This is a genomic window from Paenibacillus sp. 19GGS1-52 (genome assembly GCF_022369515.1).
Classification (GTDB): Bacteria; Bacillota; Bacilli; order Paenibacillales; family Paenibacillaceae; genus Paenibacillus_AQ.
This window is the reverse complement of record NZ_CP059724.1, coordinates 6,563,631-6,579,355: the sequence shown is the minus strand read 5'-3', so window position 1 is coordinate 6,579,355 and position 15,725 is coordinate 6,563,631. Positions and strand designations below refer to the sequence as shown.

17 protein-coding genes are annotated in these 15,725 nt (G+C 44.9%); all 17 read left to right on the top strand.

Going from position 1 to position 15,725, the window contains the following annotated elements:
* The first annotated feature begins 1 nt into the window (after position 1).
* The 17 genes from H1230_RS30185 to H1230_RS30105 all read left to right on the top strand — a co-directional run bounded on the left by H1230_RS30185 (position 2) and on the right by H1230_RS30105 (position 15,715).
* Positions 2-880 carry a hypothetical protein gene (locus H1230_RS30185; protein WP_239713442.1) on the top strand — a complete coding sequence of 293 codons (879 nt, stop codon included), beginning with the start codon at positions 2-4 and terminating at the stop codon, positions 878-880.
* Between the two features lie 25 nt (positions 881-905).
* Positions 906-1,145, top strand: coding sequence for a hypothetical protein (locus H1230_RS30180; RefSeq protein WP_239713441.1), 240 nt, complete (start codon positions 906-908; stop codon positions 1,143-1,145).
* 10 nt (positions 1,146-1,155) lie between these two features.
* Positions 1,156-1,581 carry a DUF4320 family protein gene (locus H1230_RS30175; RefSeq protein WP_239713440.1) on the top strand — a complete coding sequence of 142 codons (426 nt, stop codon included), beginning with the start codon at positions 1,156-1,158 and terminating at the stop codon, positions 1,579-1,581.
* 1 nt (position 1,582) lies between these two features.
* On the top strand, positions 1,583-2,002 hold the full coding sequence (locus H1230_RS30170; protein ID WP_239713439.1) for a hypothetical protein: 420 nt from the start codon (positions 1,583-1,585) through the stop codon (positions 2,000-2,002).
* 20 nt (positions 2,003-2,022) lie between these two features.
* Entirely contained in the window at positions 2,023-2,706 is a 684-nt protein-coding gene (cpaB, locus tag H1230_RS30165; RefSeq protein WP_239713438.1) for a Flp pilus assembly protein CpaB, read from the top strand.
* Between the two features lie 12 nt (positions 2,707-2,718).
* Positions 2,719-3,342: a hypothetical protein gene (locus H1230_RS30160; RefSeq protein WP_239713437.1), complete on the top strand. Its 624-nt coding sequence runs from the start codon at positions 2,719-2,721 to the stop codon at positions 3,340-3,342.
* Positions 3,343-3,361: 19 nt separating this feature from the next.
* Entirely contained in the window at positions 3,362-4,474 is a 1,113-nt protein-coding gene (locus H1230_RS30155) for a COG1470 family protein (protein ID WP_239713436.1), read from the top strand.
* Between the two features lie 141 nt (positions 4,475-4,615).
* Positions 4,616-5,218 (top strand): hypothetical protein, encoded by a 603-nt coding sequence (locus H1230_RS30150; protein WP_239713435.1) that lies wholly within the window; start codon positions 4,616-4,618, stop codon positions 5,216-5,218.
* Positions 5,219-5,294: 76 nt separating this feature from the next.
* The gene (locus tag H1230_RS30145; protein WP_239713434.1) at positions 5,295-8,123 is read left to right on the top strand and encodes a hypothetical protein; all 2,829 of its coding nucleotides are present in this window, start codon (positions 5,295-5,297) and stop codon (positions 8,121-8,123) included.
* Positions 8,124-8,314: 191 nt separating this feature from the next.
* Positions 8,315-8,461, top strand: a complete 147-nt coding sequence (locus H1230_RS30140) for a hypothetical protein (RefSeq protein ID WP_239713433.1) — start codon at positions 8,315-8,317, stop codon at positions 8,459-8,461.
* Positions 8,461-8,718, top strand: coding sequence for a type II toxin-antitoxin system death-on-curing family toxin (locus H1230_RS30135; RefSeq protein ID WP_239713432.1), 258 nt, complete (start codon positions 8,461-8,463; stop codon positions 8,716-8,718). Before H1230_RS30140 ends, H1230_RS30135 begins: the two co-directional genes overlap by 1 nt.
* A gap of 432 nt (positions 8,719-9,150) precedes the next feature.
* The gene (locus tag H1230_RS30130) at positions 9,151-9,468 is read left to right on the top strand and encodes a hypothetical protein (RefSeq protein ID WP_239713431.1); all 318 of its coding nucleotides are present in this window, start codon (positions 9,151-9,153) and stop codon (positions 9,466-9,468) included.
* Entirely contained in the window at positions 9,455-10,348 is an 894-nt protein-coding gene (locus tag H1230_RS30125) for a copper amine oxidase N-terminal domain-containing protein (protein ID WP_239713430.1), read from the top strand. Before H1230_RS30130 ends, H1230_RS30125 begins: the two co-directional genes overlap by 14 nt.
* 96 nt (positions 10,349-10,444) lie before the next feature.
* A complete protein-coding gene (locus H1230_RS30120) occupies positions 10,445-12,835 on the top strand; it encodes a CARDB domain-containing protein (RefSeq protein WP_239713429.1) in 2,391 nt (796 codons plus the stop codon).
* Between the two features lie 164 nt (positions 12,836-12,999).
* Positions 13,000-13,419, top strand: coding sequence for a prepilin peptidase (locus H1230_RS30115; RefSeq protein WP_239713428.1), 420 nt, complete (start codon positions 13,000-13,002; stop codon positions 13,417-13,419).
* Positions 13,420-14,359: 940 nt separating this feature from the next.
* Positions 14,360-15,439, top strand: a complete 1,080-nt coding sequence (locus H1230_RS30110; RefSeq protein WP_239713427.1) for a hypothetical protein — start codon at positions 14,360-14,362, stop codon at positions 15,437-15,439.
* Between the two features lie 12 nt (positions 15,440-15,451).
* A complete protein-coding gene (locus tag H1230_RS30105; protein ID WP_239713426.1) occupies positions 15,452-15,715 on the top strand; it encodes a hypothetical protein in 264 nt (87 codons plus the stop codon).
* The last annotated feature ends 10 nt before the right edge of the window (positions 15,716-15,725 follow it).

Below are 15,725 nucleotides of genomic sequence, written 5' to 3'. Positions count from 1 at the left end.
CATGATTACATCCATTCTTTATGGCTTGGCAGCGCTGATCGTCGGTATACCGATCCTTCGGCTATTGATTCCCGGGTTCCAGCGGCAGCAGCAACTGGTGAATCTGGCATCGCTGGTTAATCAATCGGAAGGACAACGGCTGCGGATGCAGCAGAATGCCATTGTTCGTTCGGTGGCAGATCATTTGACAAAAGGCCAAGGGGAACGAAGAAGCAGCAAACAGCGCGAAATGTACGCGATGCTGGGGTACCCGGAAAGTTATGAATTTCACCTGGCGAAAGCACTCGTACAAGCAGCATTGCCGGGAGGCTTCGCACTTGTGTTGGCAGGGATGGTGCAGCAGGTTTTTTTTGCTGCCGTGGGTCCGGTGCTCTCGTTTTTGTTTTATTGGCTACAGATGCGGCGCATCCCTGCGGCTTACCTGCAGCGGCAAAATCAGTTGATTGCGGACTTGCCGTTTCTTATCAGCAAAATGATTACGGCTCTTGAAGTCGGCAAACCGCTGAATGTGATTTTTCAAGAGGTGAGCACACGCTGCGGACCGACCTTGTCCACGCTCTTAAAGCGTTTGGTGGCGAATATGGGCACGATGTCGCAGAAGGATGCCTTACAGGTGTTTGCTCAAGAGGTCAATGTACCGGTGGTGTATGATTTTGTGTCGGTCGTCAATGTGGTGGCCGAGAAGGGGTTTCACGAGGCAGAAGAAGATCTGAATAGTGTCAAAAATGATCTGCGTAGCTTAAGCAAGCTTGCGCTGAAGGAACGCACCCGAGGCAATCCAGGGAAGATGAATCTCTTCTACGGAATGGTGATTGTCCATGTGGTAGTGTTCTTTTTCTTTATGCTGATCCAGATGTTCGGAGCCTTTAATTCCCTATAACCCAAAATGAGAGGATGAATTACAAATGAAGAAGTTGATGAAGAAAATGGTTGAAGGTACAAAACAGGTAGTGGTGAATACTTCAGGAACGATTGCCTCCCGATTAGATCATTTTCGCAAGGATGAACGCGGGGACGCGATGCAATGGGTTATTGGTATCCTGATCACGCTGTTGCTGTTCATCGCGGTCTATCTGTTGTTCAAGGCACAGATTAATACCTTCGTCGTCGATAAGATTTTTGGCAAGATGAATTCACTTGATTAAGGATCACATCATGAAGCGCAGATGGAAAGAGTTCTGTCGGAGTGAGCGCGGAGATGGGATTATTTCCATCTTCTTTCTGCTGCTCATTGTGCTCATTATTGCGCTCATTGCCGTGACCATTGTTCAGTATGTGATGATCCGGTCCAATCTTCGCACCGCAGCAAATGAGGTACTCCAGGTCATGAAGGTGGAGAACGGAGCAGACCAAGCGACTCGGACAAGTTTCGATGGGCTGCTCCAAAGTATGGGTATGAATCCGGCAAAGGTTTCCTTTACCGCCACACCGAAGCCGGTCCAGCGCGGCAATCTCCTGGAAGTGACAGCGATCCGGGAGTACAACGTGTTTGCGCTGAAAGCGGTCGGCGTGAACTATACGGTGCCGATTCAAGTTCATGTGTCCGGCCTAGCGCACAAATTTTACAGGACGGGGGAGTAGCATGTGGATCAAGGTATGCGGAGCGATCCTGTTCGGCCTGATCCTGACGGTGCTGATTATGGATTTTCTGGTCGTGGACAGTGTCTATGACTCCAATGGCCGAGCGATCGAGCATGCCATTGACGCGGGGATTATCCGGTCCGGTATCGTAACGGACGCCCAGCAAGGTTTGGTTCAATTGGAACAGAACACGCTGCGAGCCGCGACAAGAGAAGCGTTTATCCAGTCCTTGCATTTGAGCTCTGCCCTGGAGAATCCAATCATGAAAGACAGCAGCTTTGAACTGAAGCTGACCTATGATTCAAGTGATGTTCCCTGGATCGATGTGGTCTTTCGGACTCATGTTTCTTTTGCCATCCCTGGCGTGACCTATCCGGTTACCATTCACCGCAATATTCCCTATGAGAGTATCTACAAATAAAGAGGGAGAGGATCAAGCCTTTGAAAAAGTTATGGAATAAATACACCCGCAGCGCATTGATCGTCCTGTTCGGACTGATCCTTGCGCTGGTTGCGTTTCAACTGAATAACAAGAACATTGCCGAGAAAGTGCAGACGAAGCAGGTTATTGTCGCTAAGACTACCATTGATCCCTACATGCCGATCACCAAGGATCAATTGAAATTCCGCGAGGTCGTGATCAGCGAGGTACCAGAGGATGCGCTGGAAACAGCAGATGAGCTGGATTTCAGTGATGCCTACGCTTCTAAGTATGGCTTCATGCAGGGAGCGCCGATTCGCAAGACGTTGGTCACTACGGCAGCAACTTCCGGCATGGGGGCTGCGGTCTCTTTGAAGGAGGGCATGCGGCAAATCGGGGTAAAGACGGATCTGGTTTTGTCCTCAGGGGACGAGGTCAAGCCCGGTATTCGGGTGGATGCCTTTGCCTATGTCACGGATACGGCGACTGGGCAGTCCAAACGTATGGTCCTTCCGGAGTTGGCAGGCTTAAAAGTTGTGAAACGGCTGAACGCCGAAGGGAAGGTTCCCGATCCGACAGACGGCGGCAGCTTGATTCCCGCCGTGGTAGTGCTTGAGGTGACTCCGCAGCAAGCCGGATTGCTGATGGAATTTCAAGAAACGGGGAAGGTCTACCTGCTGCCTGCAGGCACACTTCTTCCGTAGAGGAGGAAACGTATGAAGCGATTGTACCTTTGGTTAGGGCTGTTCATGCTCATCGGGAGTGCTCCGGTGACTCATGCTGAGAATGAGAAACCTACTGTGGAGGCTCCGGAAACGGTCATGTCGGCCACCTACGCTGTTTATGCCGATCCCCTGGGCAGCTTGCGTGTCGCCGGTCATCCGGCGCAGGTCAGGCTGGATGTTTCCGGAAAGCTTCAGTTCACACAGTCGATGAAACTAGAGATCGAATATCAGGGCGACTCTGGATGGCAATATGTCGTGTCTTTGGACGACTTCACGATCCGGCACACGGTGCAGGAAGGAAATATCCAGGCGAGAATTCCCGCAGGGTACGCTTCATACCAGGTGTCTGGGGTAACCTCAGAGCAACGCTCAGACGGGATCACTACCGGTTCGGGGGTATTTGCTTCCGGTGCTCCCCAAGTTGTTCTGGAGGCGACGGAAGGATATGGGCGCGGGATATACAGCGCCGATCTGCTGCTGCAGGTGGATCTGCCCTCGCTCATTGAGGTGGCCGAGGTTACTAGCACGGATCGTATCTCGCCCGGAGAACGGGTGGGGCTAATGGCCGGTGAATATAGCGCTAACCTTACATTTACCCTTGTGTCAGGGATCTAAAGAGAATAGAGGTTTTCATATGGAGATAAAGGTTAGAAAAAGCTTGGCAATGTTGAGTATGGTGTTCATTTGTTGTTTGTGGCTGTCCAGCGTAGCCAGTGCTGACAGTTCCTTTGTCTTGTCCCCGGTCAAGGCCGTGGAAGAGGGCCGGGGGTACTACAAAGATCAGGTTCAGCCGGGGGATTCAAGAGAGTACACGTTCTTGGTTCGGAACGCAAAGGCCGAGCCGTTACAAATTAAGCTCTATCCAGCAGATGCGCTTCCGGCGCAGAATGGGGGCCGAAGTTTTTCTGAGAAGGAACAGAAGTTATCCCTGGTGGGAGCGTGGGTGAATCCGCAAGGGGCTCAGGAAGTCACCCTGGAGCCTAGAGAAGAGCGGAGCTTTACCTACCAATTGACCGCGCCGGAAGATATTCGTCCAGGACAATACGTGGGAGTGATCGCCGCCGAAGAACTGATCAAGGCCGAAGAACATGAAACCAATACGCAGGGGCAGCAGGCTTCGGTGGCCATCGATGTGGTCAATCGAAGTGGAGTACAAATGGTCCTGGAATATAAGCCAGATCAGGCCAAGCATGACATGAGTATTGATGCTTTTCAGCATGATTATATCAGTACCGGTCATTCCCGATTGACGATTAAATTAAGTGATCGCGGCACGATACTTGAGAAACCAACCGGCAAAATCAGAGTGCAGGACAGCCAAGGGCAAGTCCTGTTTCAGCAGGATTATATTGCCGATTCCATCTATGCAGGCACAACAGCAGATATGGTCTACATCATTGAAGACAAATTGCTACTGCCGGAGGAATATGAGGTAACTTACGAGGCAACGTTCTCAGGTAAGACGATTAGCCGGACATTCTCCTTTAACGTGTCTTCAGAACAATCCAGAGCCTCCCAGGAGTCGTTGACGGCAGCTGGGAAAATCGAGGTAACGCAGACCTTTTGGGACTGGTTGCTGTTACATGAATGGATACTGATCATCATCATGGTGATCATCATTCTATTCTTTGTTTTGCTGTTCTGGCTTCTACTGTTGTTATGGAAACGCAAAAAAGAGAATGAAGACGAAGAGACACCTACCGTGCAACCCGCCATGGAACACAAGGCGCAGGAACAACACCTATAGTGAATGCAAATTCCAATGACATGGGGTTTGCATTTTTTGTTTCATTTGAACTTCGCTCAAACTGAAGGGAGTTGGTGCCTCTTTAATTGAAAGAACTGCTTTCTGGTTGTGAATGAAATTGAACGATACAAGGAGGATAACATGAAGAAAATAGTATTCACTTTTTTGACGGCACTGGTTCTAATGCTCCCAATTTCATCTGCCTTTGCAGCAGATGCGGCCAATGTGGATGAATCGGAAGTCGTAGTCACTGGGGCCGGACTGCAAATGACACAAACGAAACCGATCTTTACCGATATTACGCTGGATGTAAAACAAAACCAAACATCGGCCGCCGCTAGCAATCTGTATGTTTTGGATGCACGCGGTACGGCGGCGGGTTGGGGAGTCGTCCTCCGGGCCACTGATTTTACACTGACTAAAATGGTAGGTGGACAGGCAGTAACGTTTGTCATTCCGGCATCTTCCGTATCGTTTTCGACGCAGTATACGAATGCGATTGTGGGGACCCCCATTGATTTCCAGGCAGCCAAAGGAGAGCTGGCGGTTAATCAGGTGCTATCCTCGGAGGATGCCCGGATCGTTGGGGTTATTCCTTCCGAAGGGGCTGGAACCCATCAATTTGGAGTTTCCTATACCTTGAATGTTCCAAAAATATTAACGGGAAGTAATGGTCAGCATGTAGGTTTGCTACAGGGAACGTATACCTCTACATTCACTTATACCGCAACAGCAGGACTATAAGGGGCTAATAAGTGGTTTTTAACGATGGCCGCGTCAGGAATCTAAACAAGTCAGTATTAATGGAGGGGGATTTTTAGTGGTTAAGAAACGAAAAAGAATACTAAATGCATCACTAGCCGCATTACTTTTCGCCACGGGGATATTTGTTCCGTGGGGAACAAAAGCAGAAGGTGCGACGGTAAATGATATAGTTAACGTAACTATAGGGCATTCGATAATGGGTTCTTATTACCTTGATGATGATTATGTGGATTACACGATCCACATGAGAGACGGAACAGATTATTCGATGAAAGACAATGTAATGACGAAGGCGACAAACACAGCCACCATCAAAAAGATGATTTACGGCGAGCGTCAGAGTGCGGCTACAGCGCCGTATTACCTCGGATCAGATGGTTATATTTATACTAATGTTGCCACTCCAGTAAAGTTATCCAACATGAAATTTGTGGATGCTGTAGCCATATCGAGTCAGAGTAAGTACGTTTACGCGAAGAGGGCTTATTTTGGTCTAGCGGAAAACGGAACCTTGTGGGCGTGGGGCCAAGGCGCATCAGGAGAGCTAGGTATAGGTACGAAACAAGATATGACCGTTCCTGCCGAAGTGGTAGACCCTGTTTCTGGCGACCCCATTACAGGGGTGAAAAAACTGTACAACCTTGCAGCTCCGACTGCATTATTCGTTACAGATACTAAAGCATACATTGTCGGGAACAATGCATTAAATCTGACTCCGCAGACTCTGGCGAGACCTGCTCAGATCACGAACATTCCCGCGTTCACCAGTGCCACTAACTTCGATCTAGGATTCTTTAAGGGGGCATATTCTAACTACGATGATGTAGGAAATGAGTGGGTTAGTGGTTACAGAGCAACTGTGATTACGGAATTTACGGAAAAGAGATATTTCAAGATTAACGGGACGTATTACACTCTTTCGAGCCTAACGGCTAAAGATCCCATGTGGCCAGCGTATAAGAAAGAGGAGTTTGTACCAGTCGAACTAAATACGGGGGCAACAGCCACGTTTGTAGCTTCTGCTTTCGACTTATCTAAGGTTCAGAAGTGGTTTAAGCATGATTACTACTGGCAAGCCAATAAGACCCCTCAGGCGCCAATGGACTCGAACACGGGATATACCTTATTAAATAACGGTGCATTGTCTTACTGGGGGGCGAGCATGACCGATTCTAACCCTTATGCAAGTACGATAACGTTTAATACCACGCCAACAACGATCGCGGCAACTGGAGTGGTCAAGGTTGTCGGTTCAAATGCCAGTAAGACAATTTGGTACCTGAAATCGGATGGTAACGTATATGCATTCGGTGGTAATATAGGCAACGCCGCTGGAGTGGTGGGTACTATAGGGCTGACGCCTCAACGAATTCGTGGAGATCTTAATCAAGTGGCAGACGTAGTAGATATCATTAACGGCCTGGGTGTAACGTGGGCCTTGAAAGCTGACGGTTCAATCATCCGTTGGAGTACGGCTTCGAACTTTACACCCGTGTCTACTGCTAACTCCGATAAGTTTGCAGGTCTACTCTCTGTTGATAATGGTACTTCAGCAGCGGAAGTTTTCGGAATCACTACCACGGGTAAGTTGTATTCGTTCAGATCGGCGGCATATGTTGCTGGCGTATCGAATATATACCCTACGGGTTTTGTACCGTCTGTAGTGTTAAACCTTCCTATGTTGACACAAACGCAAGATAAGTTTAATAACACTATCGCTGTAGTAGATTTCGGTGCTGATCCAGGAATTACGATTAAGGAGTACTCGCTGGACGCAGGAGTAACATGGAATCGATACACCGCACCAGTACTTATCACACAATCTGGTTCCGTAACGTTCCAAGCCCGATCTGGGGATGGAACAAACTACAGTCCGATATTGTCTGAAAATATTATAAACACGCCCATAGTAGTTCCTGTGGGGTATCCGAAGATCGTTGTAACGGGCAATGTACTTACGATTGATACAGGTTCTATTCCCTCTGACACAACAAAAGTTAAAATCAATATTGACGGAACCATCATAGATTACAAGGGAGCCGTCACCCTCACTGAGGGCACACATTCTGTAACAGTTACCGTTCTTAATAAAACGACGGATGAGCAGCTTACTGAGATTATAGATTCGGTAACGGTTGTGCCTGCACCAACGGCTACCCCGACGCCGACTGTAGCACCAACGCCGACTATAGCGCCAACGGCGATACCGACGCCAACAGTGGCCCCGACAGCCACACCAGTGCCAACAGTAACTCCAACGGCTACGCCGGTGCCAACGGTAGCCCCGACAACTACACCGGTACCAACACTGGACCCGAGCTGGGGTAGCCCTCTTGGATCTGAGGATATTAATTTCACCGTTCTAAGTGGTGGGTTCTCTTCTCAATTCAATGGACTGCTGCTGGACACCGTAACCATTAGTACGACAAACCAGTATCAAGTCATTAACAGTGTCACTAATTCTGTGATCGAGGATAGCCGGGGGACCGGGGTAGGTTGGAACTACACGTTAAAGGTAACGGATTTCATAAGTAACCCAGTGGTAGACAATAGCCTGGGAACGAATGATTTAGTCGTTAAGATGCCTTCAACAGCGCTAAGTGTAGATGTATCCAATTCCACAACACTCGCTGGACAAGATGGCAACTTAAGCCTTAACGGAAACTATGTATTTAACGCGGAGCCGGTGGTGTTGGCACGAGCCGAGGATTTTCATGGGATGGGCCAATACCAGATCCCGATGAGTTATATGCTACGGGTACCGGACAAAGTAGAAGTAGTTTCTGCGGGGAACGGAAGTACGTACCAAGCCGGAGCCAAAACAGGGCTGCGGGTGGGTACGTATCGCTCACAATTCACGTTTACGCTGGCTTCGGGGATTTAGGACTTTGAGATGAACTGATCGTCTTCTTTTCTGGACGGTCAGTTTTTTTGTTGAACGATGATGGCGAAAGAAGAAGGGGGCCAGTTGCCGATTCTGCTTGAAATGCTATAATTATATAAAGCTTGTGATGTCATCACTTTACCTTCAAGTATATATAAAACTTTACCAAGCCAAATCTGGGGGGAACTGTGATGGATGAGAATAAGGAGGATGGGAAGATGATTGATCAAAAACATGATGAAAAAAAACCAGTGGCTTCGGATGCTGTCGTTCTGAAACTGGCGAAAAAGGGAATGAAGAAATACAGAAAAACCTTGGACAAGTTGGCTAAAAACTGATGTGTATTCAACTTACCCCTCACCAGATCATCGAAATACATGATTCAGAGCTGGCCGAATCCAATGGATTGGCTGGAATCAGAGAACCGGGATATCTTAACTTCATTTCCGAAAAGCCTTTTAGTGTTATATTCGGAGAGGAGCAGTATCCCGGTTTGTTTTTGAAGGCTGCTGTTTTGCTGGATGGTTTAATTTCATCCCATTGTTTTTTTGATGCCAATAAAAGGACTGGAGTCCTTGCTACTTATGTATTTTAAGGGATTAATGGATACGAACTTGATGCAGATCCAGAGGAACTCTTTAACGTTGCAATAAAAGTGGCAACCCAAAAAATGGACATCCATCCATTAGCGGTCTGGTTAGAAAAGAACTCCTACAAAAATTTAAAATATCATACTTTTTACATACGTCTACCATGCATAAATAAAGTATGCTTGGTACTGTAGAATACCGAAGAAAGGAGAATTAAGATAATCGTTAGTCTCAGTAAATTTTATGAATAGGTTGAGAGCCAAGCGCCGTTGAGGGGCTTTTTATTTTGGCTTTTTTTAGTCGTATAGCGCGCGGTGGGGGAGAGGAGGGAGGGGGCTCAGTATTATAAATGGGAAATATTTCTTTACAAATGGTATTCGTTATATTAAATTATACGTATATCATAAAATGAGGTGATTGTTCTGAATAGTTCGAAAATGGGTAGACCTCCTTCAACGAACCCCAAAAGCAAATCGATTCCGATCAGACTGGATGCCGCCACGGAGAAGATTCTACAAGATTACTGTGATAAGCACAATTCCAATAGAGCAGAGGCTATTCGTGAAGCCATACATCGTCTGAATGAAGATGAGAGTCGCTATTTCTGGAGTCCGGAATGGAGACAATTACTAGGGGATAACGAGAAGAACATCACGAATATCTCAGAGGAATTCCAAGGGATGTTAAATATGTTGCTGCAGACCATACAACAAATGAAGACTAAAACGGGGAGTGAATCCAATGAATCGGATTAGAATGAGAGTAGGTAGCACGTTTCTAGCGATGATAATGGTACTGGGATTGACGGCAAGCTTTGCTTCCGCAGCTCAAGTCGCGGTTTCGGTACAGGTCAATGGAACAGCGGTGAAGTTCCCAGACGCGAAGCCGTATTATGAGAACAACCGAGTGATGATCCCGATCCGGTTCGTAAGCGAAGCGCTGGGGGCGAAAGTGGGCTATGGCCTCGACCGATCCGTAACCATTGAGTTAGGAATAAAGAAAATCCTGATGAAGATTAACAGCGATACCGTAACGGTTGATTCTGTCATTAAGAAACTGGATGTGCCCGCCCGTCTGCAGCAGAACCGTACCTATGTACCCTTGCGGTTTGTTTCAGAGGCGGTCGGTGCAGAGGTCGGTTGGAATCAAGAGAAGCGTCTGGTGACGATCACGACAGGAGCATCGACAACACCAACAGCGAGTCCAAGTCCTTCGGCTACGCCTGCTGCGGGTGGCAATAATATGTTTAAAGTCGGGTTTGAGTGGCCTCGTGAGACTGAGCTGGGTAAGGCTCTGTTTGTCGATAACATGAAGATTGTGAATGGAAAGTTGACTTTCACTTTGCCGAAAGGTGCAGCTGGCAGTAAGGGGACAGCCACGGGAGCCTTAACTAAACTTGAGCCAGGTAAAAGTTACTCATTTCCAATAGGGAAGAATGCTGGAGATTTAGTGATTTCAAAGCCTGAGTCTAACGGGGACAGTTGGGAATCTTACGCTATAAATCTGGATACGAATTTCAATGAAGATATGACTGAACTTTTTGGAACCATTACAAACGATGTGATCGTCTTTGGAGGAGGAAACGGCGGCTCCACATTGACGGAAGTTATTCAATTATTTAAAGCTTTGAAGTAGTTACAGTAATACCTTTGTTAAAGGGTCTGATCGCTATAAGCGGCAGGCTTTTTTTTATGCAAAGGTCTAAAATATTCTTTGGAAGGTGAGATTGCAATGAAGATATTCAGGATATGCAATATCTTACTGGTGGTAATAATCAGCGTGATAATGATTGCGCAAGGTGTGTCAGCAGCGGGAACGCCAATGCTCTATAAATATGTTCAATGGGAGTATGGAACCGAGGATAGCTCTAGGTTTGCTGGATATATTCCAGCACTTGATAAAAGAGTGGTTGATAACCCTTGGCAGCTCTATCAATGGGCGGGATTATTCACTTTCGCCGATGGCCAGACGAGAATAGTCCCTAATTACGATGTGTTTAACGTAAAAAAAACACCAGCCGAACAAAACTTTAGCAAAGAGAATGGATTTGGCTTGGTCTTTAAAAGTACGGCAGCACTTGGTGATCTGTTTGACTCCATTTGGTCGGGTCAATCTATTGAAACCAAACAGCGTCAGTATTTCCATGATCAGTTTGTTCAAACGGCCAATGATCCTATTTTTACAACAGGCCATGAGTATTACTATACTGTCCGGGCTAATTTTCCATTCCTCCGCACATCCGGCATTGTCCCGCGCATGGGCATCAAGTTCACCAGCACTCAAAAGATCAACGCTGACTCTTACCGAGCTCTCTACGATGTTTCCCCTTGGCCTAAATTAACAGTATCCCAGGGAGATGCATTAAAGGTCGCCTTTTCTTCCTATGGATACTCTGAGCGGGACGTGCGGGTCATCGCAGCCCCTAAGGGGGCATTTCCAGACTTGTCCAAAGTAGTCAGTTTAACAGATGGGAAATTGATTCACACCAATGAAGCAATCTATAACGGCAATGTAAGTGTGAATGCGAAGGATATCTCAAAAGTCCTTGGCAAAGACGTAGATATCATCGTGGATGATGGTTATGGTCGGACAGCAATTAAGAGTATTACGCTTCCGGATGAACAGGCGTTGGATTTTGTGCCTACGAAACTGACGCTCACAGACGGTGGCCAACTCTCGGTGAAGTTCCGGTATGACGGTGATGATATTATGGCTTCCGATTACGTGAATACGCGGGGGATGCCTATGAATGCTGCAGTCAAGATCGGCGGTGTGCTTGCTGCAGAGTTTTCGTTGGCTTCGATGTACAGCTCTCTTCCAGCGACGATTACGAATGGACGTGAATTCAATTACATGCTTGGCAAAGTCGAGATTGGTGATGATCCGGGAAAATACTATGTCAAAGTGGATACTACGATTAACAATCCGGTCCATCAGGATCGGGCGCTAGAGTCACCAGCAGAGTCCTACAATAACAATACGCTTCATGGTGAATGGATGATTGAACGTGCGGCTCCAAAGGCTGATCTGATTGCCGTATCGATCACGGCTTCGCCGGATTCCATAACCATGGGTGGTCAGTCCAGCATTACCGGAAAAGTTAAGAATGACAGTACGGTTGGTCAGAATGATGTGCTCATTCGCTTCTATGATAACGCCAGTAAGATCTATGAGACGCGAAAATCTTTTGCTGCAGGTCAGACCCTAACCGTGGGTCCTTTTAATTGGACGGGAAACTCGACAGGTGTTCATAATCTTACTCTCTCTGTAGATCCTGAGAAGGAAAAGGTTGATCAGAACCGGAGCAATAATATTGTGACGACAGGCTGTAGTGTTGTCTCAGGGACTTCTGGAAGTGGGAGTGAATGTAATCAACCTGAAGCTGCTGGAGAATGGTCTGTGTCCTATCCTGTGATCACTGGTTACCCTACGAAATATTATACTTCAAGCTATACTACAGCAGATGGAAAAATTCATTATTTCACAAATTCGTATACGGATTATAGTGACCCTAACTGGAGCCGCACTCCTGTAACTTACCAGGAAAAACTGAAAATCTCTGCAGAAGTGAACACCAAGCAAGGCATAGCGACAGATCTCAATCACCCCAGAGAGTCTGACCGTGAGAGCCGGGGATCTTGGGAGATTATCCCCTACGCCAAAAAGAGCGGGAAGGCTGCCAATGAAATCACTCGGGCTGGTTATGGCATCGAGCTAAAAGTAAATACAACCTACACCACAAATTGGGAGACCAAAATACCTACTGGCCTGGAAGGAACTGCATATCAGATTGGGGGAGCCTACTACGGTCCTGATGCGGTGTACGCTACCTTCTATGATCCGAACTGGAAGATTGAGCGCCAAGTCAAACTGGAAAAGACCAGTGGTGACCGCAATACCGCCACCTGGGAATTGCCTTTGACCAAGATCACCTCCGATTCCGGCAAATCCTATCAGAGCCGCAAATACATGACCTCGGTGATTGCTTCAGATGGCTATTACCGAATCAAAATTTCAACCGATCCTGCAGGAATGAGTGGCTTGTTAACTTGTATTACGAAGCAAGTAGAGATTTATGGCAGTATGTATGATGATGTGCAGAATGTAAGACGGACAAACTAAATATAATGTAGCTAACCCCATCGTTCGCGGTGGGGTTTTACTTCTGAGTACCGTAAGGGCTCTCATGAAGGAGGAAATCATGATATCTAACTTATGTATGCTGATGGAAGCGATAATTCTCTGTGGCTTGCACCTGATCTTCCCGGATCTAGGAGTATAAAGGGATGGCCATTACAAACATGCTGCTGACCGCGAGCCTACTCATCCTTTGCTGCTGGTTCAGTTACACCGATATTACGGAGAGGCGAATCTCCAATAAGCTGACGTATCTTGCGATTTTAGTTTTGCTTGTGTTCAGGATTCTGTGTAGTCCGGAATATATATGGGGACTGATCCCAGGCTCAGTATTTTTCCTGATCTTCATGATTAGCCCTCGATCCTTGGGAGCCGGTGATGTGAAATTGGTTATGCTGCTTGGATTGGGCGTCGGTCTGGAACGAACGATAGTGGTACTATTTTTGATGTGCATATTTGTATTTCTGTACCTAGGAGGGAGAAAGCTGCTGTCTATGGAGGTTCAGCATTCTGTACCATTGGCACCGTTTCTAACTTTGGGGCTGCTAGGGATCGTTGTCGGATTATGACTTTGAATTGTCGATTTACAGATTGTTACAATCATGTTAATGTGAAACTACACTGATCGGAAGCACCGATGTGTAGTCCGAAAGAATTGGCAAAAGCGCCCTGTTAGCTTAGGCTGGCAGGGTTATTTTTTTTGAAGTTAGAGTTTATTATTTGTGTATTAATATAGAATTATCGGTTGAGTAGGAACAAAAAAGAGAAAGCTCATAATAAAAAAGTTAATTACTCCAAATGAAATAGGAAACACGCTAATATAAATATAACTTAATTGGACGGAGTCGCCAAATATGGACACTATTAAAAGTCGCGCGCAACTTGAATATCTTTTGATTCGATTCTTAACAGAAAAAAACACTGAATAAAAATATAGTTATGGACGTAATGCCTTAAAGACATATGTAATCGAAGAACACAATTTCAATGAAAAGATGCTATTTAAAAACTCATAAAAGATATTGATTTCTAGAGCGAAAATATTGGAACTGAAACATGGATGTAAGCCTGCAACCTTTAAATTGTTTGGAAAGTTAGCTCTAGAGATGTCAGAGAGTTTAAGAATCCGTTCTCCTATTCTCCTAAATATATTGCAAAAAAGAAATTATATTAAAGATCAAGTTACAATGGAAAATGCCTGGAGAAAATATATCGCTGGAGCTGATTATGATCTTTGGCTGCCAGTGATATATTTTCTCAAGGTATTTTAGAGGTGTGCGTCAGAGCGAGAAAACCTAAGTCAATCATGAGTCATAGGTATATTTCAATTAAGGAGATCTGCCGGATGACGGAAGCACAACAACGTAAAAGAGAATTGGATAGAATACATCGGGACACTAGAATTCATTCAAAAAATAATACTGATTACGTTCCTCTCCCTAAATTAGAATAATATGCTATAATTCCACTTAACTAAGTTAACTTTCATTAAAGATCGGAGTTCTAAACATGTGGATATTTGACCGGTCAAGAACGACATATGCAGAAAGTGCAGGCAAATTTATAAAAGCTATTAGCTATAGATATTCAGATGAAGTTTTTAAGGCGATATCTAGTTTATTTAAAGTAACATTAGAATCAGCAAAGAATACGTATGCAACTCCAATTTCTCATCTTGGAGTTGCATATAAAGTAGAAGTTGATAAATATCGGTTTGGAAAAACGGAAGTAAGTCCTGCATGGGTGAATACTTCAAATGTGGAATATCGCTATACAGAACCTGCTCTTTTATTATTATCAGGTAGAATTAATATGGAAACTTTCATGTTAATAAATATTATTAGATTCCAAGTATTAAATTCTACTCTGGAAAAACCGAGATTTGATGAAAGAATAGATAATAAAGTTCTTCCTTTACTTTTAACAATACAAACATTAAAGCAATTAGAAAAAATAGATCAGCAACAAGCGTATATTTCTGAAATGGAAATAGGATTATTATACCAGAAGCCTGATCATACTGACATATTTGATTTTGCGAAAAAAATTATTGAGTCTAGGGAAACACCCCATTTATCACTACCACCAGGAAAAAATCCCGATGCTTTTTTTAATTTATTTCATTCTACAGGAGTCATTATAAGCTGTAAGCAAGTCTGGATAAATGGACAAAGGAAGGGAATCTTAGTATTAGCTGCAAACCGAAAAAGTATAGTAGACAAATTATTGTTAGATCCTCCAGAGTTCCTACCGATAACATGGAATGATAGATGGAAATGGGCTTATGCATACTCTAAGTTACCTGGGAATTACAATAATTATTTACCATCTGAAAAGCAACCAGTTTTAATAAGGCAGCTTCCTTCCAACTCTAAGTATGATTCTACTACTGGGACATTGTTGCTCTTTTCTATATATGGGGCCCAATTTAAGATCAATGATTTAGTAGTTTGGAGTAATCCTGTATCAGGACTTAAGGAGAATGTAATATATAAAATTAATGGTTATCCTTCTTTTCTTCAAGATGGGACAGTAGCATTTAAAATAGTTGAAGAATTTAGGAGTTCTCATGGTAAGATAAGCTATTAGGAGGTTTTAATATTGGAATATAATGTTGATCTTACTTCTGAGTTCATTAAGGCGAACCAATTAATAAAAGCAAACGAAATTAATAATCCTTCTAGACCTTTAACGCCAGTATATATTTATGAAACTAAAGAGGAACTTACATTAAATGATGATCATATCAATGAACTTTTCATTTTTAGAAATCAAGATAAATTAATTTTCAAGGCTATTCAGAGTGGTGATACAATTCTCTTAGAACAGTTTCGTATTTTGAGAAGACCTATAGAAGAAATTTAATAGTGGGAGT